Below are 25,444 nucleotides of genomic sequence, written 5' to 3' on the forward strand. Positions count from 1 at the left end.
CGCTTTACTAGCCAAATGTGTGGATTTTTTTAAACAAGTGGTTAGGAAACTTAGAGGCGTACGGAAGAGCTGTTTATAGAGTGATTCAGGAACGATAAGTATCAACCTGAGAATGCTATTGATGGCGTTATTACAGATGGCGTTATAGCAAGCAAACGGTGTTATAGCAGATGGCGAGAGTGCGCTTATAGGCATACGAATCGATTTGAGTTCTGATGAGACAGCAAAGCTTATGGGCTTGTTTAGTCAGCGGTTAAAAATTTGATGGGTGCTTAAGTGGAGAGTAGATATCGACTGGGTATTAATGGCTTGTTGATTGAGTAGTGGCCCAGAGTTGAATGTGTAGCTGCGGTCCAGTCTAGCGAGCCTTAATAAAACGTAACGATTTGGTTTCGTCCGTTGTCTTTCGCTTGGTAGAGCGCTTTGTCTGCACGTTTGATGGCAGTACGTATCGATTCATGCTCTTTAAGCTGCGTTACTCCCGTCGAAGCCGTTACTTTAAGTGCTTTAGGCCAAGGGCTTTGGTCCATTGCTAGGTAAAAATTATCGATAGATTCGTTACACTGTAGCGCAGTTTGATCGAGGCAAACGAGTAGAAACTCCTCACCACCCCAGCGATAAAGCAAGTACTGCTCACCAAGGCTCTCGTTCGCCGTTGCGACAAACTGAATAAGTACTTTGTCACCCACTTCATGGCCATGTTGATCATTGATCTGCTTAAAATGGTCTAAATCAAACAACGCGATGTGAATGGTTTTTCCTTGTTGCGCCAGCCATTCGAAATCATAGAAGGTATCTAACGCTTCGGTTCGGTTTCTACATCCGGTCAACGGATCGGTTGTTGCCTTTACCTTGAGCTCTTCAATTTCTTCGGTCAAATGACGTTGTTGCTCTGCTGCACGCGTTCTGCTTCGCTGCGCGATGTGTAACGCACAACCTACATAACAGATGGCATAGGTCACCCATAATCCAATTAAGAGTTCACCTAACAAAGCTTTGCTGATGATTTTACCGTGGAAAACAATGCTCGAGATCTTAATTGAATGGTGCCCATCAAGCGTGCTGGCTCCGAGCCCGAGCTCAACAGACACCGCGTTGGTAATGTCTACCGCGCTACTAGTAATAGGTTGGTTGTAATGGTCAATCCACCAAAAAGGGACGTTGAAGTAGTTTAAGTCGATGTTGTTTTTATCTGGTAACGAGAAGTCTAAGCGATTGAACTTATTCGACATAGCATCGCCTTTCACGCTGTAATTCTTGGCGTAATTACGAATGTAGAAGCGAAACCTTGGGTCTTCTTGGCCTTGGTAATCCATATTAATGGTGACCGAATCGTACGTAGAGAGATCGAGCCCTTTACCTTGTGTCGATATAACGAATTCAATTTCACAGAAGGGTAAGCTATAGGTTCGTTCAAAGTCACACTGTAACTCAATTCCATCTTCTGACTTATGTAATGAGCCTACGGTGCCACCATCGTGGTCTCTGTCTGTGTTAACGCGTGTCGGGTATTTGTCTGGTGTAATAACGTAGCTCTTATTCATGAGCGTATTAAAAGAGATCAACGACACTAACGTGATTGCTAGGCAAAAAATCGAAAGAAATATGTTGAGTTTTCGGAATGCTTTGTCGCTCATGATACTAACCCGTACACGTGATTCGAATGTAATGCGCAATGCCTTAGAGTTGGCGCAATCGGAGATTAGAGTATTAGCATTGATAAAATTGCTACACCCAGAACTTATCCAGAATTGACGGTTATACAGGAAAGCGCACCATTAGACCAAATTCAAGTTTAAAATTTGAACGCAGAGCCTTGATTCTGAATGTTATTTGCTCAATAAGTGCGGTTTTTACGGGGGTAATAATTTAACTGTATATTTATACAGTTAAATTCAAAGTAGCTCGGTTTGTGTAATCAGAGCGGTTTGTGCGAGCTTTATGGCTTGCTGTGATAACGAGTCACAAGGCCACTGTTTACTGTTCATCAATTAAAGTCGAGGGCCGTTATGTTGCAGTGTCACTTTTTAACCTCAATTTTATCGAAACACTTAGTTGTCTAAGAGAACGTTCGTACCACTCGTCTTGTCTTTCATTGCCAATTACGCGCCATACGTCGAACAAGGCTTCAATGCACTGCAGAAATCCCCTAAAACCCTTACTGGTTTGTCGTCGGTGCAGTTGTAGTCGACACGCTAGGCATGCGCGCCATGGTGCGATACCTACTTGAATACTACGCATCTCGATGGAAAACGAAGTGATGGTGTTCCTTGATGCGTTAATCATCGCTCTGATTACCGGTGGAGTCTCAAGCCTTGGCACAATTGCGGCTTTGAAAACAGACATCGACGGGATAAAACGAGTACAACAAGACTAAGAGCAACGGATACGAAAACTGGAGATACCGAATGAAAGGACACAAGTGCAAAGGGCGCCGACCAAACGACCAACTTAAGAAAGGTTACACGATCAAAAATGGGCGCGTAGTGAGGGCGAATACCACACGAAAACGCTATAAGAAACGACGCTAACCTAACCAATAAAAGAGCCCCTTTCTTATAAAAGTGGCTCTTTTTGCATCTCATCTATAAGTAATTAGACACTTAGCATTTAGTTTTAGTGCTGATGATTTAAATCACTGTTATAAATCAAGTTTATAGTTATAATTCATCCTATAAGTCAGGTAACGGTCTGTTGCTCTGTATTTAAGTGCAAAGTTTGTTGTCTAATAGATGTTGTTTTTATCAATAAGTATGCAGCAAGTAGGTGAATAAAATGGATTTGAAGAAAACAAGCTATAAGTAGATTATTGAGGCATTAGAAGAAAGAGGAGCTACTCAACATTCTAGGCTACTTGTTTTTAAAAAGGGTTGACATAACCAACGGTTAAGTGTGGTGATAGGCTGCTCACTGCGGTGTTATAAGTCTTAAAATAGTAATGTAAACTTTATAATAATGAGAATAAATAATGATAGTTGGTGTTTTTTTACGATATTACAAAACTTATCAAGGGATAAACTACATTCCTTTAACTGATGATGATCAATTTTGTGGGTTAGTTGGTAATAATGGTATAGGTAAAAGTTCAATACTTGAATCGTTGGATACTCTATTTAATGCAAAACCTTGGAATTTTAACAGTGCAACTAAGCGTAGTGGTAAATCAACAACTAAACCTCAAATTGTTCCTATATTTTGCATTGAAAAAAGTAAATTTGATGGTGATATCTTAGAAAAAGCTGAAATTTTAAATAAAGTCACTATGTCAATTGCCGAAGACAATGTGTCGCCATCATTAAAGTCACATATTAAAAGGTTTGTAACACATCGAGAACAAATATTATTAAGGAAAGACCTTGAAGATTTTTTCTTGATACCTATTGGTATTGACTACAAGGGAGATGTAACGGTATCAGCTTTCAATAATCGCTTACTTGTAGAGGAATTATTAGGTGAGGACTTTGAGTCAAGCAAAACAAGCTTAAGCGATGAGGATTTAAAAGTATTCAATCCTCTTTTAGATAAAATAAAATCTGAAATAGAGTATATCTACATCCCCAGGGAAATAGATCCTGAATCCTTTACACGACTTGAAACGGATGAAATTCAAGTGCTAATGGGGGAAACTTTAACTGAAATTTTAAGCCAACGAGTACCAGCAAGGCAAATCGCAGATATTAATAATAGTTTAAATGAATTTATAGATACATTAGCAGATGAGTTAAACATATACGCATATAGAACACCAACTGAAAGGCAACAAAACTTAAGAAAAACTGATGTATACAACCTTATTATTCAAGCGTTTTTTAATGTTAGAAAATTGCACAAAAAGCAAGGTGATACATGGCTAGAGATTAGTTCTTTAAGCTCAGGTGAAAAACAAAAAGCTATAATTGATGTTGCCCATAGCTTGTTGACAAACCATCGTGCTAGTGGTGAAAATCTTATTATAGGTGTGGATGAGCCTGAGTCTTCACTGCATATGTCTGCATGTTTTGATCAATTTGACTCTCTATATGAAATAAGCCGCGATTGTAGACAAGTTATTTTTTCTTCACATTGGTATGGTTTTTTACCAACTATAGAAACAGGAAGCGCCACAATTATTTCGTCACAGGATGGTAATCATGTTTTTGACCAAATAAACTTGGCTGGGTATCGTGAACAAATTAAGCAATTAACTGCAGGTTCTAGAGGGCGTTTACCTTATGATATTAGACTTAAAAGTATAAATGATTTTGTTCAATCAGTTATTACAAGTTCTATTGGAGAACAACCTTATAACTGGATTATTTGTGAAGGTTCTTCAGAAAAAATATACTTGAATGCTTATCTAAAAGAACTCATTGAAACGAAGAAACTGAGAATTGTACCTGTTGGTGGGGCAAAAGAAATAAAAAGATTATATAACCATTTAGCTACATCTTATGAAGACTTTAAAGATGAGGTTACAGGGAAAATTATTTTGATATCAGACACTGATGCAGAATTAGTTCGTTATGACGTAGCTCAACATAATAATTTAATTTGCAAGCGTATGGTTAACTGTGATGCTTCAGGAAAAACAAAGTTAGTTAATATTCAGTCTAACCCTGTATCTCCTGCAACTGAAATTGAAGATGCTCTAAATGGGCAACTGTTTCTTGATACATTAAAAACTTTTGAAAGTACTTATCCCGAATTGTTGGGTTTTCTATCTGCGTCTGGATTTCCAACGGAAATAGCACATAGTAGTTCTAAAATATCACTTGATTTACGTACCAGTGAATGGGGATTAATTGATGAATTCTTTAATTATGAAAATAATAAGTTTGTTTTCGCTGAGAAATACGTAGAAAAAATGAATGAAACTCATATAGTTCCTGAATGGATTGAAGAAATTAAAGGTTGGTTGGAGTAGGCTGATAACAAGCGTTTCAAATGTGATTTGGCGCGCTTATTTTTCAAGATAAACTTGTAAGATTAAAAGTGGTACAATAGTATCACTTTATTAGTCTTCTGTTGGAGTCATTCTCATGAAAGTCGAGCTCGTTACTTCCCTTAAGCGTCAAGCGACCAAAATCCTTGCCGACCTACACGATACCAAAGAGCCCGTGTTGATCACCGAGCATGGCAAACCTTCTGCGTATTTGGTTGACGTTGATGACTACCAGTTTATGCAAAACCGTTTGGCTATCTTGGAAGGGATCGCCCGCGGTGAGCGCGCCATTTCTGAAGGCAAAGCGCTGAGTCATGACGAAGCCAAAGACAAGATGTCAAAATGGCTGAAGTGATTTGGAGTGAGCCCGCGTTATCGGACCTGAACGATATCGCGGAATACATTGCTCTTGAAAATTTGGTCGCGGCCAAACAACTCGTTCAAAACGTCTTCGACAAAGTCGAACGCCTCGTCGACTTTCCTGAATCTGGGCGTCTGCCTCCCGAACTCGAGCACCTCAATTATCGTGAAGTCGTGGTCAACCCTTGTCGTGTTTTTTACAAGCAGCAAGATAACAAGGTTTACATCTTGTTTGTGATGCGCGCTGAGCGAGATTTACGTCGATTTTTGCTGAGTAAACAGTAAAGCGTTTTTGCCACCTCTGGGAGGCTGATGGTCTACGCAGACGAGGGTTCGACATGGTGAAAAAGAAAAAAGCACTTCATTCTCAACGTCCCACCAAACCAGTGCCTTCATGGACTGAGGCCAAATTGGTCACCATTCGACGACACCGTATTGAGGGTGAATTGAGCGTCGGCGTATCGACTATCTTTCGGCAGCAAGTCTTACCTAATTATAAGCGCGTTTGGAACAAAGTCTTGTCGAAGAAGCGTACCAACAAGCGATTTCTGCTCTGCTAAAGCAGGGCAACGTCGTGTTAAGAGTCGAAGACTAAATAGCCTTATAGATTATCAGTCAAAACTATTGAGGATTAGTTAGGTTAAGTTTGGTCGCACATTCAGGCGTGACCAAGGTAGCACGGTCAAAGTGTAGCTAAATCCATTCCAACGATGATCTAAGGTTAAGTAACCGCGAGCGTGAATGTTTGTGGTTTCAGTAAAGCGACTTAACTGATTTGAACATATCTGTTCGTGACATTACTTAGTTCTGAGGAACATACAGAGTAATCCAATAATCTAACCAACAAGCACAAACTTTAGAGCGAGCTGTAAGTTGAGTTAAAAAAATTCAGCATGGAAAATTACAGACGAGCTCGTGTGAGAAAACTTAACTGGCTAAGTAGATAACTCAAAACAGTATTCAACGTGTGCAGCCAACAAAAAACACGGTGGCGTGTGTAAAATCTGAAAAAGAAACGACAGCAATACCCACAAGGTTTACACACAGCACGGGGAACCATTAGTACAAGAAGATGTTTGCCACACATATAACGGTTGGGTTAAGAGAACATTGAGAGAATGCTGGCGAACTCAATATGCTTGAGGCACCAGTTGTATTAAGGGTTTAAGGGGAAACGATGAAAAGAATAGCTTTAGAAAATAGTGACATTACTATCTGGGGCTTACAATCTCAGTGCGTATTATGTACGTTATGTTAAATTGGTTTTGGTGTTTATAAGGCAGGTATCTTTATGTGATGCCCTGCCTTTATTTGGTGTCGATATTCTCTGATTTATACTGTGTATTTAACCATATTGGCTATTTACCATAAAATACCTAATAACCAGTGATAATAATCTTCGATTTTACCCCTGGCATTAGTTAGAGCTTAACCGCCAGCAAATTTAACTTTGTAGCCTTTCTTTTCAAGGTGCGCTTTGAGCTTGTCACGAGCGTCGCCTTGAATCTCGATGTTGCCATCTTTTACTGAGCCGCCGCAGCCACACACTTTTTTGAGTTCCGCTGCCATTAGTTTTAATGGTGCGTCATCTAGGTCTAGGCCCGTTACGATAGAAACGCCTTTGCCTTTACGGCCTTTGGTTTCTTTTTGGATTCGAACGATACCATCGCCTTTAGGACGTTGGACTTTCTCTTCTTCAGGTTTAATGCGACCTGTTTCTGTTGAATATACTAGGCTCATAAATTACTTCTTTTGTTGCTCTGCTTTTTGTTTTGCGAGTAAGTAAGCTTCTATATGACGCTGGATTGCAATCTTGCCGCCTTTGATAAGACGCCCGTTAAACATGCAATACCACGCGTTAGGCTCACCGGTGTCATTCTTGATCTGATAGCCGTTGAAGTTTTCAGTTAGGCCACCAGTTCCTCTCGACTTATTTAATGCAGTGAACTCTTTAGGGTCAATAATAGACGCCGTGTCAATCCACCAATCAATACTCTTCTTCACGGCAGCTAGGTTGCCCTGAATCACATTGTTTTTTAACTTAGCACGCCAAATGGTGTTATTCGCATCCATCGATTGCAGATGGACGCTACGGTAAATTGAATTAGCCATATCTATTAATCATCTTTTTGTTTTCACTGTATTAATCATAAGTATACTTATAATGATATCAAGCATAATATGGTAAAAACACCTGTCGAGGTACGGTAATTTGCGAAAAAAAGTCCCTATTTTAACCGACTCTGTGACAATTAATTCATTTGTTGAAAAATTGAACAGGCACGCGACAATTGAAATTATAGATGAGTTAACAGGATACCAGTACTCTCGTAACTCACTGCTGGGTATCTACAGTGATTGGAATCGCTACCATGCGTTCTGTACTAAAAACCGTATCAACACTCTCCCAGCCTCTATTACTGCTGTTCGTCGTTTTCTAGAGACTGAATCCAGTGACAGAAAATACGCATCTTTAAAACGTTACACTGCAACGCTTAGTTTGTTGCATACTGTGTTGAGCTTTGCCAACCCAATCAAGCATAGACAAGTTCGTTTTGCCCTGCTCCACTTGCAAGCTCAAATGGCTGGCGACGCTAAGCAAACCAATGCCATGACATCTGCACACCTCGCTGAGTTAAACACGTTACTTTCAAATGAGAAATCGAGCTTAAAAGAGATCAGAGACATCGCCATTTATAATGTGATGTTTGAGTGTGCTTTAAAACGATCAGAACTTAAGGCGTTATCAATGGGTAATGTCGAGTGCGTTGAAACTGATTACCTGATTACAGTAAAAGATTCAGCGTATCGGCTGTCGCAAGTAGCCAGTGCTGCACTTCAGCGTTGGTTTGCGTTTACTGGAACACAAGATGAGTTACCCGTGTTTCGAGCGATAGACAAGCATGAGAATATCAGCCTGCAACCTTTAGATGATTCGTCGATCTATAGGATACTAAGAAGTGCAAGCGACTTACTTCAACTCGCAGAAAACCACCATTTTTCAGGGAATTCGATTCGTGTGGGTGCCGCACAAGAGTTGTCAAAACAAGGTCTTAAGGTGAGGGAGATTCAGGATTTTGGTCGTTGGCTCAGCCCTGCAATGCCTGCGCAATATGTGGGTTACTCGGGGACGGCTGAGACTGAGAAGGTGAAGTTTAAAACACTAGTGCCTTGGCAATAAACTGACTACCTGTTGGCATTAAACCAATAGTACCTTGGCTGTACTTTTTGAATAGTTAGCTTTTAATAGACAGCTAGTTAAAAAACGGTGTGATCAATAAACGACTGGCTTTAAAAAAAAAGCTCGGACTCTTAAAAAAATAGCGCCTTGGCGGGTAAGCTCAAGGCGCTATTTTTTATTTAGCCAGTGGTGTAAGACTCGCTAAGATATTTTGGAACAACTAAGAAATGCTTGTTCTCACACAGTTCTCTAGGAACTGGCTGAATTTGTGGCCATCATGTTCAACCATTTTAGGGAACATGGAAATTGGTGTCATACCTGGGAAGGTGTTGACTTCATTCAGGTAGATCTCGTTGTCTTGTGTTAAGAAGAAATCGATACGAGACAAGTGACGAAGCTTCATTTGGGTGAATACTTTGCGTGCACTGTCTGCAATTAACTCTAGTTGTTCGTCTGTTAAGTTATTTGCTTCAACTTCGGTAATTGAGTGACTGTCTGAGCTGTATTTCTCTTCGTAAGAGTAAAATGCGCCATTAGGTGCAATCACCTCGCCCGGTTTGCTGATGTGTAGCTCACCATCGATTTCATAAGCGGCAACTTCTAGCTCTCTAGGCACAACTGATTTCTCAACCAGCACTTGATCAGAGAAGGTAAACGCCTTATTGATCGCTTCGCTTAAGTCTTCCACTTGGTTAACTTGGTAACAACCTACAGAAGAACCTTGACGAGCCGCCTTCACGAACACTTTGCCCCAATTTTCAAAAGCTTGAGTCGCTTGTGAATGAGCTTGGTCGTTGTTGTCTGATAAAAACAGATACGGCGTGTTTGGGATGCCGAGTGCGTCGTACCAAAGCTTTGAAGTGATTTTGTTGAAGCTGTTGTTGCTCGCTTCAGAACCACAGCCTAAGTACGGGATCTTAGCCATTTCAAACAATGATTGAATGTCACCGGTTTCACCCGGGAAGCCGTGAATACAAGGCGCAATGAAATCGACTTTAGACTCGAGGTTGTCGCCACGTAAGGTTTGATTATTGATATCTAGATAAACCAATTCACCTGAATCAAGACACCAGCCTTCGTTTTTAATTTCAACTCTGACAACGTTAAAATCTGCAACGCTATTCAGTTGTTCAAAAAGGTAATTGGCTGAAATTAAAGAGACTTCATGCTCTGAAGATCCACCGCCACAAAGTAGAAGGATGTTAATGGTGTTCATGGGTAAATTCGGTCCTTGAAACTAGGAATACTGACTTCAATGATAAACAAAAGTCGAAATAGGTACAGTGTTTTGAACGTTAAAATTGTGTTCGAAAGATCGAGCGATTAACTATTAAACAAAACTGCTGGTCTTAAAACAAAAGAAGGAGCATTTGCTCCCTCTTTCTGAATTAAAACTTAGTTCAACTTGTTAAGCGTTGGGTATTCAGAGTTCTTGATGTCATCAATGCTCTTAACAAACGGCTTCAAGTTTTGGAAAGTGGTTGGCAGCGTTGAGATTGCCTTTTTAGCTTCTAAGCGTGTTGCGTAATCACCGTAAAGTACGGTGAACCACTTAGTGCCGTTAACCATTTTGTAGTTTTCCCAAACTGGTTGAGAAGTCGTAGGTAGCATTTTCACGAAAGAATCGACTTTACTCTGGCTGCCAACAGCAACAACTTGAACCGTGTAACCAAAACGCTGGTTCATATCTTGTTGTTTCTTCGTTGGGCCTGTTACTACTGCAACTGGCTTAGCTTTAGTCGTTTGAGTGACTTTCTGCTCAACAGGTTCGGTTCTGATCACGTTGACAACGTTTTCTTCAACAACGCCTGTTTGCTCAGATTGAGATACAACTGGAGCTTCAACTTTTGCCGTTTTGTACTCTTCTTGATAACTATCTGAAGTTACATTTGTAACGTAGTCGTCAGATACACATGCAGCCAAGAGCAGTGGCAAAGTCACAATTGCAAATTTTTTCATGGAAAGCTCTATATCCTTAATAATAATTACTATAAATCATGCCGATACGTCGGTTTAGAATCAAGTTAACTTTGAGATTATACACCATTAGTGGGTGACCTATTTCACAAACTTTATGCAGTGTTTGCTTATTCATCTGAATTCGGTGAATTTGCCATCAACCCGCGAGTGAAAAGTAAGTTACGATGAACTTACGTGCATTGCTAGGATATGTCTATGAATCATCTTGATCCCCTCCTTAAACCCCGTTCAATCGCTGTTGTTGGTGCTTCTCAACGAGAAACGCGCGCGGGATATATCGTCATGAACAATTTGTTGCACGGGGATTTTAAAGGTGCGGTGATGCCCGTTACGCCAAAATATGACTCGGTGGCAGGCGTACTCTCATACAAGAACATTTTGTCACTGCCTATCGTGCCTGACCTTGCGATTCTCTGTACCAATGCGACCCGTAATGTGGCCATTTTTGAAGAGCTGGCCGAGAAAGGCATAGCCTCTGTCATTGTGCTTTCTTCCGACATGCAGCAACAAAGCGATAATGGCGAAACGTATGATGCACGATGCCTAGCGATTGCTAAAAAACACAACATTCGGGTGCTTGGCTCCAATAGCTTGGGGATTATTGTCCCTTGGTTAAATTTGAATGCCTCTTTTTCTCCGGTAACTGCGCTGCCAGGTAAAATCGCCTTTGTTTCTCAGTCGGCTGCAGTGTGTACCACGATTCTCGATTGGGCGAACGACAAAGAGATTGGCTTCTCAGCGTTTATCTCGATAGGCAATGGCAGTGACATTGAATTCTCGGAACTCTTGGATTATCTGAGTACCGATTCTCACACCGAAGCGATATTGCTTTATGTCGATAGCATTACTGATGCGAGGCGCTTTATCTCTGCAGCGCGTGCAGCGTCACGCAATCGACGAATTCTAGTACTAAAAGGCGGGCGTACCGCGAAAGGCCGAGCAGCGGCCATGGCACATACCGGTGGTGCCGATACCTTAGACATTATCTATGACTCTGCGATCCGACGTAGCGGTATGTTACGAGTTAAGAACTTACATGAACTGTTTGCTGCGGTAGAGACACTGACTCATTCAGTGCCCTTGCGTGGCGAGCGTTTGGCTATTGTTACCAATGGTGGCGGCCCTGCAATTATGGCCGTGGACACCCTATTTGACCGCGGCGGTAAGCTCGCAGAATTATCTGAAGATACGCTCGATAAACTCAGTAAGGTTTTGCCATCGAGTTGGTCTCATAGCAATCCTATCGACATTGTTGGCGATGCCGGCGATCAACGCTATATCGACACCATAAACATCTTGCTCGATGGTGATGAAGCGGATGCCATTCTTATCATGCACAGCCCTTCTGCGGTCGCACATTCAGCCAAAACAGCAGAGCGAATTATTGAGGCGATTAAAAAGCATCCTCGCCACAAGCGCTTTAATATCTTAACGAATTGGTCTGGGGAGTTAACCGCAAGGCCAGCGAGAAAGCTGTTTACGGAAGCGGGTTTCCCAACCTATCGAACGCCTGAAAGTTCAGTGGTCGCATTCATGCACTTGGTCGAGTACAGACGCAACCAACGTCAGTTAATGGAAACGCCGACCACGGCAGAAAAAGTGCACATTGAAGACTTGGCAGATGCCAAACATTGGATAGAGCGCCAACTACTGGATAAAGAAACAGTTAGTCTTGATACCCATCAAAACAGCCAGTTTTTCAAGCACTTCAATCTTGATGTGTTGCCAACTTGGATAGCTTCCGACCCAAGTGAAGCGGTGCACATTGCTGAAACGATCGGTTACCCGGTCGCCGTAAAACTTCGCTCGCCAGACATTGCGCATAAGTCGGACGTTCAAGGTGTGATGCTCAATTTACGAAACAGTAGTGAAGTCGCGAATGCCGCTCAGGCAATTCTCGATCGATCTCAATTGTCGTTCCCTACTGCTCATATCCATGGCTTGTTGATTCAAGGTATGGCCAAGCTTGCAGGCGGCCAAGAACTGCGAGTTAAGGTTACAACGGATGAAACCTTTGGCCCTATCATTTTACTTGGCCAAGGTGGCTCTGAGTGGGACGAATCAATTGATGCCGCGGCTGCTTTCCCACCGCTTAACATGACACTGGCGCGTTACTTGATCATTAGGGCGATAAAAAGTGGCAAGATTCGCCTGCAAAAACTGCCTAACCCGATCGACATTGAAGGTCTCTCTGAGTTGCTGGTTCGTATATCGCAAATGGTAGTGGATTGCCCCGAAATACATGATTTGGATATCCACCCAGTACTGGCCAATGGTGACAAGTTCACGATATTAGATGCCGATATCATCTTGAAAGCGTACGAAGGCGATCCACAAGAACGTCTTGCGATTCGCCCTTATCCGGTCGAGCTTGAAGAGAATATCGTACTCAAGGACGGCACCGAAGTGTTGCTACGCCCTATTCTTCCTGAAGATGAACCGCTTCATGCCGATTTTATTAATCGCGTCTCTAAAGAGGATCTTTATAAGCGTTTCTTTAGTGATGTTGGTGAATTCAACCATGAGGCATTGGCAAATTTTACTCAGATTGATTTTGATAGAGAAATCGCGTTTGTGGTGGTTCGTAAGGAACAAGGTGTGCCTGCGATTATTGGTGTATCGAGAGCGCTAATTAACCCAGAGAACACCGATGCCGAGTTCGCGATTCTGATACGTTCCGATCTGAAAGGTGTCGGCTTAGGTCGTATTCTTATGACTAAGGTTATTGATTACTGCCGTGCGAAGCAGACTAAACAGATGTCGGGCATGACGATGCCAACGAATAGAGGGATGCTGACACTAGCTCAAAAGCTCGGCTTCGAGCTAGATATCAGTTTTGAAGATGGTACTGCAGATATGGTGTTACCGTTACTTTAACGCCCATGTCTTTTTAAGATGTTGGATACACCAAGACTTGGCGTCGCCCATTTTGTTGCGTCGCCAAGCCATGACGATATCGATCGGCTGTGGTTCTGTACCCGAAATCTGCTGTAGAACGCCAGATTCAATCAAAGGCTCGGCAATAACACTCGGTAAGGTGCCAATCCCTAATCCAGTTGTTAGAGCCTCCACCTTTGCAGGGAAGCTCGTTACGGTTAAACGGGGTTGTTTCTCTAGAATATTGATACTTAATGCCGGTTGATCGCGTGCAGTATCCGCAATTGCAATAACCCTGTAACTTTCCCTCGCTTTTTGATCGAAATCGCCAGAGCGCTTATGAACGTAGTGGTTTGTTGCAGCAACCCATACCATTTCCATCTTACCAATGATGTCACTTTTCATATCGTTTGGAATCGTGTCGAGCTTGGGACATACCAATAAATCGGCTCGGCCATCTGTCAGGGATTCCCAACATCCGGCTAAGATCTCTTCTTGTAAGCGAACACGTGTTTTGCTGATTTTCCCTAGTTCGTCGACCAACGGGAAGAAATTGGCAATAGGAATGATGCCATCAAAGGCAATGGTTAAATCTAGCTCCCAGCCATTAGCAAGAATACTCGCATCGTTAACGAGTTGTTCAGTGGCACCAAGAATGATTCTACCTTGCTCTAATATTAACTGCCCCGCTTCCGTGAAATTTGCACGGTGGCCTGAGCGATCAAAAATCATGATATCTAAGTCTTGCTCTAACTTCTGTATTTGATAACTCAATGAAGAAGGCGCTCGGTCCAGTTCATTCGCTGCAGCTGCGAAACTCCCACGACGATCAATGGCATCTAATATGTGTAATGCTTCAAGTGTTATTGGACTATGCATAGCTTTCCTACTTTATAAATGAGACTTGAATCACAAAAACAGAAGCATTCAGGCTATGAATGGAACTGTAAAAGTCTTTTTAATACAGATATTTAAGATTATTAATTATGAATTAGTTGATAAGATTGAAAATTATTTAAATGCAAATAATAGTAATTATCATTTAGATCCAATATTATCTTTCGCAAATCAAGATAATACTATGGAACTAAGGTAACTATCAGATGTATAAGCAATCCCTACTCTCTGCTTCAATCGTTTTAGCGCTTTCATCAACATCAGCCTTTGCTGACGATTATGCCCTATTTGATGAGGTTGTTGTATCTTCGACTCGTACTAATCAACAACTTGAAGATGTTGCTGCATCGGTAACTGTGATTAACGATAAAGATATCGAAAAAAACATGGTAACGGATGTAAACGATTTATTTAAGTACACACCAGGTGTCACCGTCACTACGAATTCTCGTCAGGGGATTCAAGGTATTAATATTCGTGGTATGGAAGGTAACCGAGTAAAGGTTATCGTTGATGGAGTATCACAAACTAGCCAATTTACCCCGAGTGGTACTCAGTCATATAACTTCATCAACTCTTCGCGCGTTGATATTGATACGGACATGTTGAAGTCTGTAGAGATAGTTAAAGGTGCGGCTTCTTCTCTTTACGGTTCAGACGCTATTGGTGGTATTGCTGCGTTTGAAACAAAAGACCCAAGTGACTTTTTAAAAGGCAAAGATTTCGGGGGGCACGCGAAGTTCAACTACTCTTCATCTGATAACACATTTAGCGAATCTGTTGCCTTAGCGAATCGTATTGGAGATCTTGAAACGCTAGTTGCTTATACTCGCAGGGATGGTGAGCAAACTGAAAACTTCGGTACACCTAATGAGCAAGACACTCAAAACAACAACTTACTGGTTAAGCTTCAATATCAATTAAATGAACAACATCGTTTAGAATTCTCAGGTAATTTTATCGAGAATTCAGGTGATACCGATTTAAATAGCTCAAGCTACACCGGTTACACTGGCGAAGATTCGACTAGTCAACAACAAATTGGTATCAAACATATTTGGGATGCTAACTTAGCGTTTGCCGACACCGTTACTTGGCAAGCTGACTGGTTGAGCAAAGAAGAAAATGGCGTAACTAATCGTACATCTAAGGGTGGTAGTATGTTCTTACCGCCAGCTGGCAACGTTCAGAAAAAGGACTATATCTACGAAGATAAAGGTTACCAGCTTGATGTGCAATTCGATAAGTTCTTCATGACAGGTAATGTAGAAAATTACTTTATCTATGGTGCTTCATATTCGGACAAAGATATTAAAAACGTTAATAACGAATATAACTCAATCAGTGCAGACCAAGTTATCTTCTATATTCCTTCAGCATCAGAAAGAAAGTATGGATTTTTTGCACAAAATGAAATGACGATCGGAAATTGGATGATTACTCCGGGGGTTCGTTTTGACGGCTTTGAAACGGATCCTGGTAATACAAGCCAAAACCCAAGTGGAAACCCTGAAGAAGCTTATGCAAAATATTCAGACTCAGCTGTAACTGGACGCTTAGGTACAACTTACACGCTTAATGACGAAAATAAGATCTTCGGTCAAATTAGCCAAGGATTCAGAGCTCCTGATTTCCAAGAGCTTTACTATTCATTTGGTAATCCAGCTCACGGTTATGTTAATGCCCCTAACCCAGATTTAGAAGCTGAAGAAAGTATTTCATACGAGCTAGGTTGGCGCCACAACACAAATTATTCATCAAGTGAAATCGCTATCTTCTACAGCGACTATGATAACTTTATTGATACTCAGCCTGTTAGTGGTTCTGGCTCTCCTATGGATCCGACAGTCTATAAGAATATCAACATTGATGAAGCAGTAATCAAAGGTATCGAGGCTTCAAACACGTTGTCTTGGAATAGCTTCATGCCGGTACAAGGTGTGAGTACCCGTGTTGCAGCTACGTACACAGAAGGTGAAGACGGTAAAGGTAACCCTCTTAACAGCGTGAACCCTTGGAATGCTGTAGTTGGATTTAACTATGATGCTCCTTCAGCATTATGGGGTACATCACTTAACATTAGTTATACAGCTGGCAAGAAGTCTAGTGATATAAATAGCGCGGGTCTAAAAGACGAAATTCTACCGACTGATTCTGCAACAGTAGTTGACCTAACTGCATACTACTTGCCGATGAAGGATCTTACGCTTAGAGCTGGTCTTTTCAACGTTACGGATGAAGAGTACTATTCGTGGAATGATGTTCGTGGATTCTCACAAGAAGATAAAGATTACACGCAAGCTGGTCGTAACTGGTCAATCACCGCTAAATACGAATTCTAATTCGTTAGTAAGCTGAACCACAGAAACGTATACAGCAGATACTAAAAAGCCAGCTAAACGCTGGCTTTTATTATTTCACTAAAAATTGTATAAAAAAGGGATAAAGTGAAATTACTTCTCTGCCATCTCTTTCTTAACCATTACTGCAGCAGCAATGATGAAAGTGATAATTAGGCCTAGTTCCATGATTAACTCCAAAGAAAATTAACATTAAACATATAATTCGCGAGCATGATAACAACAACCGATACAGAATGATACTTTTTAACCACTAATTCACTTTTTATTCGATTTAGATCAAAAAAGATGCCCTAAAGCATCTTTTTGTATATTAATCATTCATGAAACTACTAGATCAGCCAGGGAAACCATTAGGATTCGTTGACTGCCAGCGCCATGTATCTTCGGTCATTTCAGTCAATGTACGCGTCGCATTCCAGCCGAGCTCTTTCTGAGCTTTAGCAGGGTCTGCCCAACATTCTGCGATATCACCTGGGCGACGATCGACCAGTTGATAAGGGACTTGTTTACCGCTCGCTTTCTCGAACGCTTTAACCATATCTAATACACTCGAACCGTTACCAGTGCCAAGGTTGTAGATATGAAGACCGTCTTTACGCCCTACTTTCTCAAGCGCTGCGATATGACCATCAGACAGATCCATGACGTGGATGTAATCACGAACACCAGTCCCATCTTTTGTTGGATAATCGCTACCAAATACCGATAGGAATTCACGGCGGCCCACGGCTACTTGAGAGACAAATGGCATTAGGTTATTTGGAATACCTTGCGGGTCTTCACCTAGCTCACCACTTGGGTGTGAACCTACTGGGTTAAAGTAACGCAGCAGCGTAATGCTCCAATCTGGATTGGCTTTTTGGAAATCGGTTAAGCACTCTTCAACCATTAGCTTACTACGACCGTAAGGATTGGTTGCGCTTGTTGGAAAATCTTCGGTGATAGGCACACTCGCAGGATCGCCGTAGACCGTTGCTGAAGAGCTGAATACTAAGGTTTTCACACCAGCGTCACGCATTGCATCAACAAGGACTAACGTGCCGTTGACGTTATTGTCATAGTATTCAAGAGGCTTAGCCACAGATTCACCAACCGCCTTTAGGCCAGCGAAATGAATAACTGCTTCAATGTTGTGTTGCTTCATGGTTTCAGTCAAAAGCGCTTTATGACGAACGTCACCTTCAATGAAATTAGGGCGAACACCAGATACTTTTTCGATACGCTCTAGAACGCTTGGTTTACTGTTATACAAGCTATCAAAAAGTACAGGTGTCATTCCTGCGTTGATCATCTGGATACTTGTATGGCTACCGATGTAACCCATGCCACCTGTAACTAAAACATTCATGTTTAGCAGACCTTTTAATTAAAAATATTCAACCTATCACTTATGATACAACAACTTAGGTAGAGGTCACAAACGCCTACGGCTATTAACTATCACGAGAGAACACAAATTGACCTTTTCCTTTGCGTTTTGCTTGGTACATCGCCTCATCGGCAACCTTTAGGATCACGTCTATATCACGCTCTGAACCATCAACTAAGTGTATGCCCAAGCTCGCTCCAACATGAAGCGAGCGCTGTTTATGGGTTACTTCTTGCCCGATCAGCTCCAACAGTCGCTCCGCTAACTTTGCTAACAAGACTTTGTTGGTTTGTTTAATAATAAGAACAAATTCATCACCCGACAAACGTGCTACCAAATCTCCTGCACGAACTTGAGATAACAACCGGCTCGATACTGCTTTGAGGATTTCGTCGCCCGCATCGTGTCCATAGTTATCATTAACGTGTTTAAAGCCATCGAGATCCAAATAGATAACCGCGAAGTGTTGATTAGAATAATGGCTAGACGTGACGACATCATCCATAACTTTATACAGCTGAGCTCTGTTGGCCAAACCCGTTAATGCGTCGTGATGAGCCAAGTGTTCGAGCCTTTCCATCTCTTTGACATTAGATAAATCAGACAATGTGAGTACCATATCAAACTCGTCTTTCTCGTTGTCTGACGAAACTCGATTCACTTTTACAAACATTGGAACCAAAGTGCCGGATGCACTCTTCTCCCATACCTCGCCTTGCCACTGGCCATAATTTTCCAATGAGCTGCGAATTGTCGGCATTAGGGATGAAAACTGTTGCCAAGAAAAAACGTCAAATGGTGTTTTGCCCACCAGCAGATCAGCGTGATAACCAAGAAGTTGGGTGACCGCTGGGTTGACCATGGTAATTACGTTGGATGAATTCAGTACGATTAAGCCGTCTTTACTGTTCTCAAAAACACCCGCTGCTATACGCTGGCGACTCATGGCCGTTTCTATCCCCGTGACATCTTGGATTGCATAAAGAATACGACCGTGCTTTGACAACGAACGGCTACTCACACGAAGCCAGCGTTTTGAGTGAAAGAGATCGGTGGTTTCGAGTAGTTCGTCATTGAGCTCAATATTAGCGTCGATAACCTCTTGTAAGAGCCCAGTTTGCTTTGTCGCAATCAACTCTTGGATCAATAAATTTTCAAGAAACGCTTCGGTACATTTAAAAATGTCACGAGTGGCAGCGTTCGCATGAACGATGAACCCTTTTTCATCGGCTACCAACAACGAGTGCTGAACAGTTTCAATTACCTCATTTGCAAACGACTTTTCTTCTTGTAGTTTATCGAGCGTAAAATTGATTTGGTTGTCACGATGTTGAAGTCTTTCGAGCATGGTATTAAAAGCTCGGACCAGATCCCCTATCTCATCGTGGTTCGTTGCGACTAATTTTTGTTGTTCTGAACGACGTTCAACAAAGGCTTGCATCGCCTCATTAAGGTCAAACATCGGTTCGATAATCAAGCGTTGAACCAATTTGACCAGTACCCCGCCTAAGATCACTAGAAACAGCAAATAGACGGCTGCAACCTTAAAAATATTCGTTAAGATCGTATTAAACGTTTCTTTTGATATTGTCACCCTCAAGTTAGCGATCACAGCGTCGTCCAGCGTCACCGGAACAAGCAAAAAGATGAAATTCTCGGAGATGGCAAATTGGTGATCCGCGATGTCATTTAATTCATCTGTATTCGGTCTTGGAACTAGCGTATTACTGACTTGATAACTCGCAAAAAGCTGTTCATTAATGTCATAGAGCTTCACCCTGACGATATCTTTATCCGCAACGAAGGCTGACAAAATCTCCTGAGCCGAAGATTTATCCTCAAATAGAATCGCAGCTTGTAGGTTATAAGCAACACCTTGTGCCAACACTTTAACTCGCTGAATAAGACTCTCTTTCTCTCGCTCAAAAGTGACAGTGTAATTAACTGATTGAATCGTCACAAAAGTAACCGCGATGAAGATGACAATCGGTAATATCAGCTTGTTTTTAATCGATAAATTATTAATGAAAGACAACATTATTGGCCCTCCACTATAGCGATTCGTAACAGGTTTGAGCCGATGACGTATTCACCGCGTCTTGCATTCACTAAGTTGATCTTAGGCTTTAGCTTATTATCGATGTGCGTTAGCTCAATGACTCCTCCCATGTCCGTAAAGTTTGGGATATCGCTAATCGTCACAGTATGTGGTGAGTGGGCTTTACGGCTAAATTCATCATTATCGAGATCAGATAGATAAGTGATATCACACTTAGGAGTCACCAATTGATGAACTTGAATAGCAAGAGAACGAATAGATTTTCCTTGTGTAATCGACGTCAGTGCTTTGCTTACCTTCTCATCGCCAATCACACAGAAGTTAACCGTATTCATGGTGCTTTCGTCGTTCCAACGAATAAAGTTGGCAATTCTAAATAGGTACACCGCTTTCACTTCATAAGGCTTGAAGCTAGCCGCCGATGTATTCAAAGGCACAATAAACATAGCTAAAGTGGCAAGGCTGAGCTTAGTAAAACCAAGCTTAATACGGTACTTGCGCCACTTAGAATTCATGAGAGACCCTCACATATACGGACTCTTGGTTAACACTTTTTTCAGACGTGAACTCAGCTTGATAACCGTCACTCTTACCAATGTTTTCAACGACCACTTCAATTAAAGGTGCTGCGGATGATTTTTTCCATGCAAGACGTGCATCAAAAGTTATTTCATGTGGGTAAGATTGCCATTCGTATTGAGTGCCATCGCCTGCTATCCAATAGTCTGGGTAATTCACGTTAATGTATTGGCCGATAACATCGAATTGCCAGCTATCGGTGATATTCCACATCAACTGTGCCGTGGCTAAATGTTCATTATCAATGTCATGATAGACGCCAGTTTGTGGGCTAGATTTAGGGTCATCACCCTTGTTTTCACCCTCTAACGTTGAATAGGCATAACTCAGGTAACTGGTGAGATCTTCTGTAATTTGATAACTTGCGCCTAACTCTAAGCCATAGGTTTTCGCTTTATAATCATCAGATAATGCACCGACATAGACATGATTCGCGGGGATATCATTCGGGTCATAGCTGTGGAAGCGTAGATTGTCATGTTCACTCAGGTAGATTGTTGCATCGAGCTCGAAATTTGAATTGTTAGAGTAACGATACCCCATTTCAGCCGTTATGACGTCCTCTATTTCAAGGTTAGAGTTTGATTTATAGACATCCAGATAACTGTCGTTTGAATCGGTATTATAACTGTTGAAGTAGTATGTAGAGTTTGAATCCATATATGATGGTGCAACCACTGCACGGCTGAGCCCCGCCCACACAGAATGACGTTGAGTTAACTTATATAAACCTCGCAATTGAGGTGAAAGCTCAGTTGAATCATTCTGTGTAAAGTGCTCGACCTTGGCACCAATAGTAATAGATAGCGCTTCCGTCATTTGAATTTGAGACTGTATAAAAGCGTTCGCAATATAATCGTTGGCAGATTGGATATTGTAGGCTCGACCTTCGTTATCGGGATTGTACCAATCAACGTCCGAAACTTGGCTAGACGAGAAATCAAGATACATATATCGCAGGCCACCACCGAGTGTCATCTGATGCTTTACAGATAGCTGGTTGATATAGGTCGAATCAAAATCGAGGGTCGAGTAGCTTCCCGGAGCATCTGGCGCGTTATCCTCATTATATTCCCCCCATAACGAGTATGAGAGTGTCGAACTTTCATCAAAATGGCGAGAGTCGTTGAATTGGACGTAAACAGATTGGCTCTTGTTATCGAAATCATTGGCTTGTGAACCGACAAACGAGCCTGAGTTATCATATTGGAACGTATAGAGTTCCGACTCGTAAAAGCTTTTCTCGCCGCCGATACGCAATGACCAGTTTTCTTCAGTATTACTTGGTTGAAACACCATCCCAGCCGTTTGCGCTTTCCATTTTTCAGATTCGTTTGTGCGATACGTGGGTTCTTCTCGGTACTTATAGAATGCACGCGCATTCACATCGTCATTCAAGCTTAAACCCTGACGAACACTAAACTCGTAATTATCAGTATTAGAAGCGACACCAGAGAGATACGTCCCTTGAGTATCATTGGCAGACTTAGTAATGATATTCACCACACCATTAACTGCATTGCCTCCCCAAATCGTTCCACCGGGGCCTTTTAATACTTCGATACGTTCGATGTCGGCAAGTATATAGTCAACATCGCTCCAATACGTGCCGCCATAGACTGGGCTAAATAAGCTTCGTCCATCCATCATCACGAGCATTTTGTTATACAGCCCATCATGAAAGCCGCGCGTCGAAACAAACCACGAGGTCTCGTTAAACTTAGTCACTTTGAGGCCGGGTACTAGCGTCAGCACTTCCGCAATGGTTTTCGCCCCACTGCGTTGAATTCGCTCATTAGAAAGTACATAAACCGATGAGGGAATGTCGGCAAGTTTTTGTGTCACTTTCGAAGCCGTTTCCATCTCAACATCTAACATAGACAACTCTTCAAGGCTCATCGACATGAGTTGGTCTAAAGAGTTTTCTTGAGCAGCTACAAAAACAGGTGTCGTTAATGCTAGTCCTAAGCAAACCTGGCGCGATATCATGTGCTCACCTAATATACAGATAGATATTAATCCTTTAATCAATAGTTCAACTATATATGAAATGCCATACTGGTAAATTTTCGGTATCGAAAGTTTGAGTCAGGTCACTGTTTATTTATGGCATTTATAAGACCGTCATTACTTACCTCAACGTAAAGGATTAGCACCACGTGACAACGAAGATTTTGCTTAATTGCGACATGGGAGAAAGTTTCGGCATTTGGAAGATGGGCGATGATGAGTCGGTCATGGAATGGGTCGATATGGCAAACATCGCTTGCGGCTTTCACGCGTCTGATCCGCACGTTATGTCCAAGACTATTAAACTGGCACAGCACTATCACACCCAAATAGGTGCTCACCCTGGTTATCAAGATTTAGTTGGGTTCGGTCGCCGTTCTATTCCTCATACTATGGACGAGATCAGTGAACTGGTTTGTTATCAAGTCGGTGCACTACAAGCGCTTTGCCGCTATCACCACACCTCTGTTGGCTATGTGAAACCTCATGGCGCCCTTTACAACGATATGATGGCGAATATTGATGTGTTTAATGCCGTTGCCCAAGCCGTCGCTGAATTTAACATCCCCTTAATGATCCTCTCTTCGTCAGACAATCAGCAGTATTTAGATATTGCTGACGATCATGACTTACCCCTCTTGTTTGAAGCGTTTGCCGACCGTGCATACTTGAATAATGGGCAGTTATCGCCGCGAACACAAAAAGGCTCGGTTTACGTCAATCAAGACGACATCTACAACCAAGTCATGCAAATCATTAACTACGGTTCGGTCACGACCATTGAAGGTGAAAGACTGCCTATTGAAGCCGATACCATCTGTGTTCATGGTGATAACCCCCAATCCATCGCACTAATTAGAAAAATCAGACAAGACCTCAACGCTTTTAACTAATATGAAGCGTGTGATTGGTATGGCGCATGGCCTTATCGCTCGCCTTACGAGCACTTAACCAATTGCTCGTAAGGTCTAATTGCTTTGTATTGGTTTGGACACGGAAGTTAGAAACGCCAAATACGCAAATAAAAGGCAGTAAGTAAATCAAAGGCAAACAAACGTATGGAAACGAAATGACGACGAATCAAATTGAATTCAATATAGCGCCAGTCGCAGAATGCAGTGTTTTGGTCACCTTGGCGCTATCGCCTTCAAATAATCAGTCTAGCGCCGAATATGCGCAGTACATGGCTCACTTTTCCGATGCCATTCGCCAAAATTTAGCATCGGTGTTGATGAATGTGACGCCGGCTTACCAAACAATATTGGTCGATTACCTACCTTATCGAATATCAGAACAGCAGCTCATGGAACAACTCAACGCCTTGTTGAGTCATGCTATTTCGTCCTTCTCTAGTGTTATTAACACGCGTAACACTATCGAGCTTCCCGCCTATTACTCACCAGAAACAGCACTCGATTTAGACCGATATCAAGCCAAAGGCATCTCGCTGGATGAAATCATTCAACATCACACCTCACAAACATACAGCGTCAGTGCGATTGGGTTTACGCCTGGCTTTGCGTTTATGTCTAATGTGGTCAGCGAGCTTGCTTTGCCTCGTCATTCAACCCCACGTTTAAGTGTACCGAAAGGCAGCATCGCCATCGCGGATACGAAAACGGCGGTGTATCCTTCGGACTCACCGGGCGGTTGGAATATTATTGGCAATTGCCCGATCGCACTGTTTGATCACAGCCAATTGAAGAACGCTGATACCACGCAAACGCCGCTGTCTCTACTTAATGTCGGTGATACGGTCCGTTTCATCGCGATTTCAAAACAAGAATTTGTAGAGCTTAGGCTTATGGAGATTAGTGGAGATGTCGCTAATGGTTAATACAATAGCTAAACCAACACTAACAGTGATTAAACCCGGCCCGTTGAGTTTGATTCAAGATTTCGGACGATTTGGTGTCGCTCATCTCGGGTTGACACAAGGTGGCCCTGTTGATGATTACTCATATAGCTGGGCCAATCACCTGCTCGGAAACCCAGTCAACCAAGCGGCGTTGGAAATCACTCTTGGGCAATGCGCGTTACGAATCGACTTTGATTGTGAGATGGCGTTATGTGGTGGCGATTTACAAGCGAAGCTTGATGGCAAACCACAGTCGAACTGGCGTACTTTTCAAGCTTTCGCAGGGCAAGTTCTCTCATTTGGTTTACCTAAAAATGGTCTAAGGGCGTATTTAGCCATTAAGGGGGGCTTCGATGTTCCATCAACTCTTCATAGCTGTTCTACGGTGACTCGAGAAAAGATTGGTGGATTAACGCAAGATGGAGAGCCATGCCAGCAAGGGCAACAAATTACGTTTACCCAACACAAACTCTCTCGCCCGTTTAAAGCGTTGAGTGTCACCTTCCGATACACGCCTAATTACAACCTACCAGTGAACCTGCGAGTGATTGAAGGCTATCAAAGCGAACTATTCTCCGAGTCAGCAAAAGAGACTTTGTATAACGCACAGTATCACGTTGACCAAAATTCAAATCGCATGGGTTATCGACTGAGTGGTGAATCGGTTGATTCACCTGATATTTCGCTATTGTCAGAAGGCATTGCCTTAGGTGCGATTCAAATCCCCCAAGATGGGCAACCTATCGTGTTGCTTAATGACAGACAAACCATTGGTGGCTACCCAAAGATTGGATGTGTCGCCAGAATCGATTTACCACGCTTAGCACAAGCCAAACCTGGACATGAGGTCTCGTTTAGTAAAGGCGATCGCTTAGGATTACAAGATGTGTGGTGCCAATGGGCTCAGTTTTTCGGCTATTAGTTTTTGCTCTGTAGCTAAGAGTAATTGCCTAGACATGTAGTTCGGATGATTTTCGGTATCTTAGCAGG

The 25,444-nt window shown here is 42.2% G+C and carries 20 protein-coding genes and 1 pseudogene; 11 read left to right on the forward strand and 10 right to left on the reverse strand.

The window, feature by feature from the left end:
• Positions 1-368: 368 nt before the first annotated feature.
• On the reverse strand, positions 369-1,676 hold the full coding sequence (locus L3V33_RS02345; protein ID WP_237288876.1) for a GGDEF domain-containing protein: 1,308 nt from the start codon (positions 1,674-1,676) through the stop codon (positions 369-371).
• Between the two features lie 394 nt (positions 1,677-2,070).
• On the opposite strand from L3V33_RS02345, the pseudogene L3V33_RS23230 reads away from it, so the two are divergent.
• From L3V33_RS23230 to L3V33_RS02360, 5 genes and pseudogenes are all read left to right on the forward strand, one after another.
• Positions 2,071-2,261 (forward strand): annotated as a pseudogene (locus tag L3V33_RS23230) (hypothetical protein); the annotation flags it as partial.
• Complete coding sequence (locus L3V33_RS23150; RefSeq protein WP_267136818.1) at positions 2,246-2,377, forward strand: hypothetical protein; 132 nt, start codon at positions 2,246-2,248, stop codon at positions 2,375-2,377. The pseudogene L3V33_RS23230 and the gene L3V33_RS23150, both read left to right, overlap by 16 nt.
• Before the next feature lie 591 nt (positions 2,378-2,968).
• Positions 2,969-4,903, forward strand: coding sequence for an AAA family ATPase (locus L3V33_RS02350; RefSeq protein WP_237288877.1), 1,935 nt, complete (start codon positions 2,969-2,971; stop codon positions 4,901-4,903).
• A 115-nt stretch (positions 4,904-5,018) separates the two neighbouring features.
• On the forward strand, positions 5,019-5,276 hold the full coding sequence (locus tag L3V33_RS02355) for a type II toxin-antitoxin system Phd/YefM family antitoxin (protein WP_016787072.1): 258 nt from the start codon (positions 5,019-5,021) through the stop codon (positions 5,274-5,276).
• On the forward strand, positions 5,264-5,566 hold the full coding sequence (locus tag L3V33_RS02360) for a type II toxin-antitoxin system RelE/ParE family toxin (RefSeq protein WP_019822668.1): 303 nt from the start codon (positions 5,264-5,266) through the stop codon (positions 5,564-5,566). Before L3V33_RS02355 ends, L3V33_RS02360 begins: the two co-directional genes overlap by 13 nt.
• 1,143 nt (positions 5,567-6,709) lie before the next feature.
• On the opposite strand, the gene yciH is transcribed toward L3V33_RS02360, so the two are convergent.
• On the reverse strand, positions 6,710-7,021 hold the full coding sequence (yciH, locus tag L3V33_RS02365; RefSeq protein ID WP_009845368.1) for a stress response translation initiation inhibitor YciH: 312 nt from the start codon (positions 7,019-7,021) through the stop codon (positions 6,710-6,712).
• 3 nt (positions 7,022-7,024) lie between these two features.
• Positions 7,025-7,393, reverse strand: a complete 369-nt coding sequence (locus L3V33_RS02370; RefSeq protein ID WP_004730993.1) for a DUF3319 domain-containing protein — start codon at positions 7,391-7,393, stop codon at positions 7,025-7,027.
• A gap of 100 nt (positions 7,394-7,493) precedes the next feature.
• On the opposite strand from L3V33_RS02370, the gene L3V33_RS02375 reads away from it, so the two are divergent.
• The gene (locus tag L3V33_RS02375) at positions 7,494-8,462 is read left to right on the forward strand and encodes a tyrosine-type recombinase/integrase (protein WP_237288878.1); all 969 of its coding nucleotides are present in this window, start codon (positions 7,494-7,496) and stop codon (positions 8,460-8,462) included.
• Between the two features lie 220 nt (positions 8,463-8,682).
• Here L3V33_RS02375 and L3V33_RS02380 read toward each other — a convergent pair whose 3' ends face one another.
• Together L3V33_RS02380 and L3V33_RS02385 are read right to left on the reverse strand one after the other, a co-directional pair.
• Positions 8,683-9,678: a D-alanine--D-alanine ligase gene (locus L3V33_RS02380; protein ID WP_065206115.1), complete on the reverse strand. Its 996-nt coding sequence runs from the start codon at positions 9,676-9,678 to the stop codon at positions 8,683-8,685.
• A 179-nt stretch (positions 9,679-9,857) separates the two neighbouring features.
• Complete coding sequence (locus L3V33_RS02385; RefSeq protein ID WP_004730988.1) at positions 9,858-10,421, reverse strand: SPOR domain-containing protein; 564 nt, start codon at positions 10,419-10,421, stop codon at positions 9,858-9,860.
• Between the two features lie 216 nt (positions 10,422-10,637).
• Between L3V33_RS02385 and L3V33_RS02390 the strand changes: the two genes are divergently transcribed.
• The gene (locus tag L3V33_RS02390) at positions 10,638-13,319 is read left to right on the forward strand and encodes a bifunctional acetate--CoA ligase family protein/GNAT family N-acetyltransferase (protein WP_237288879.1); all 2,682 of its coding nucleotides are present in this window, start codon (positions 10,638-10,640) and stop codon (positions 13,317-13,319) included.
• Here the strand turns inward: L3V33_RS02390 and L3V33_RS02395 are convergent.
• On the reverse strand, positions 13,311-14,198 hold the full coding sequence (locus L3V33_RS02395; protein ID WP_237288880.1) for a LysR family transcriptional regulator: 888 nt from the start codon (positions 14,196-14,198) through the stop codon (positions 13,311-13,313). The two genes, L3V33_RS02390 and L3V33_RS02395, sit on opposite strands and share 9 nt — an antisense overlap.
• 224 nt (positions 14,199-14,422) lie before the next feature.
• Here L3V33_RS02395 and L3V33_RS02400 point away from each other — a divergent pair, with 224 nt between their 5' ends.
• A complete protein-coding gene (locus L3V33_RS02400) occupies positions 14,423-16,558 on the forward strand; it encodes a TonB-dependent hemoglobin/transferrin/lactoferrin family receptor (RefSeq protein WP_237288881.1) in 2,136 nt (711 codons plus the stop codon).
• 355 nt (positions 16,559-16,913) lie between these two features.
• Here the strand turns inward: L3V33_RS02400 and galE are convergent, their stop codons facing one another.
• The 4 genes from galE to L3V33_RS02420 form a co-directional block, all read right to left on the reverse strand.
• Positions 16,914-17,927, reverse strand: a complete 1,014-nt coding sequence (gene galE / locus L3V33_RS02405; RefSeq protein ID WP_237288882.1) for a UDP-glucose 4-epimerase GalE — start codon at positions 17,925-17,927, stop codon at positions 16,914-16,916.
• An 85-nt stretch (positions 17,928-18,012) separates the two neighbouring features.
• Positions 18,013-19,986: a diguanylate cyclase gene (locus L3V33_RS02410; protein ID WP_237288883.1), complete on the reverse strand. Its 1,974-nt coding sequence runs from the start codon at positions 19,984-19,986 to the stop codon at positions 18,013-18,015.
• Positions 19,986-20,522, reverse strand: a complete 537-nt coding sequence (locus tag L3V33_RS02415) for a YfiR family protein (protein WP_237288884.1) — start codon at positions 20,520-20,522, stop codon at positions 19,986-19,988. The genes L3V33_RS02410 and L3V33_RS02415 overlap by 1 nt, the downstream gene beginning before the upstream one ends.
• On the reverse strand, positions 20,512-22,575 hold the full coding sequence (locus L3V33_RS02420; protein ID WP_237288885.1) for a TonB-dependent receptor: 2,064 nt from the start codon (positions 22,573-22,575) through the stop codon (positions 20,512-20,514). The genes L3V33_RS02415 and L3V33_RS02420 overlap by 11 nt, the downstream gene beginning before the upstream one ends.
• Positions 22,576-22,745: 170 nt before the next feature.
• Between L3V33_RS02420 and L3V33_RS02425 the strand changes: the two genes are divergently transcribed.
• The 3 genes from L3V33_RS02425 to L3V33_RS02435 all read left to right on the forward strand — a co-directional run bounded on the left by L3V33_RS02425 (position 22,746) and on the right by L3V33_RS02435 (position 25,376).
• The gene (locus L3V33_RS02425; protein ID WP_237288886.1) at positions 22,746-23,489 is read left to right on the forward strand and encodes a 5-oxoprolinase subunit PxpA; all 744 of its coding nucleotides are present in this window, start codon (positions 22,746-22,748) and stop codon (positions 23,487-23,489) included.
• A 176-nt stretch (positions 23,490-23,665) separates the two neighbouring features.
• Complete coding sequence (locus L3V33_RS02430) at positions 23,666-24,433, forward strand: allophanate hydrolase subunit 1 (RefSeq protein ID WP_237288887.1); 768 nt, start codon at positions 23,666-23,668, stop codon at positions 24,431-24,433.
• A complete protein-coding gene (locus L3V33_RS02435; RefSeq protein ID WP_237288888.1) occupies positions 24,417-25,376 on the forward strand; it encodes a biotin-dependent carboxyltransferase family protein in 960 nt (319 codons plus the stop codon). The genes L3V33_RS02430 and L3V33_RS02435 overlap by 17 nt, the downstream gene beginning before the upstream one ends.
• The last annotated feature ends 68 nt before the right edge of the window (positions 25,377-25,444 follow it).

Source organism: Vibrio sp. A2-1, assembly GCF_021728355.1.
GTDB lineage: Bacteria > Pseudomonadota > Gammaproteobacteria > Enterobacterales > Vibrionaceae > Vibrio > Vibrio splendidus_K.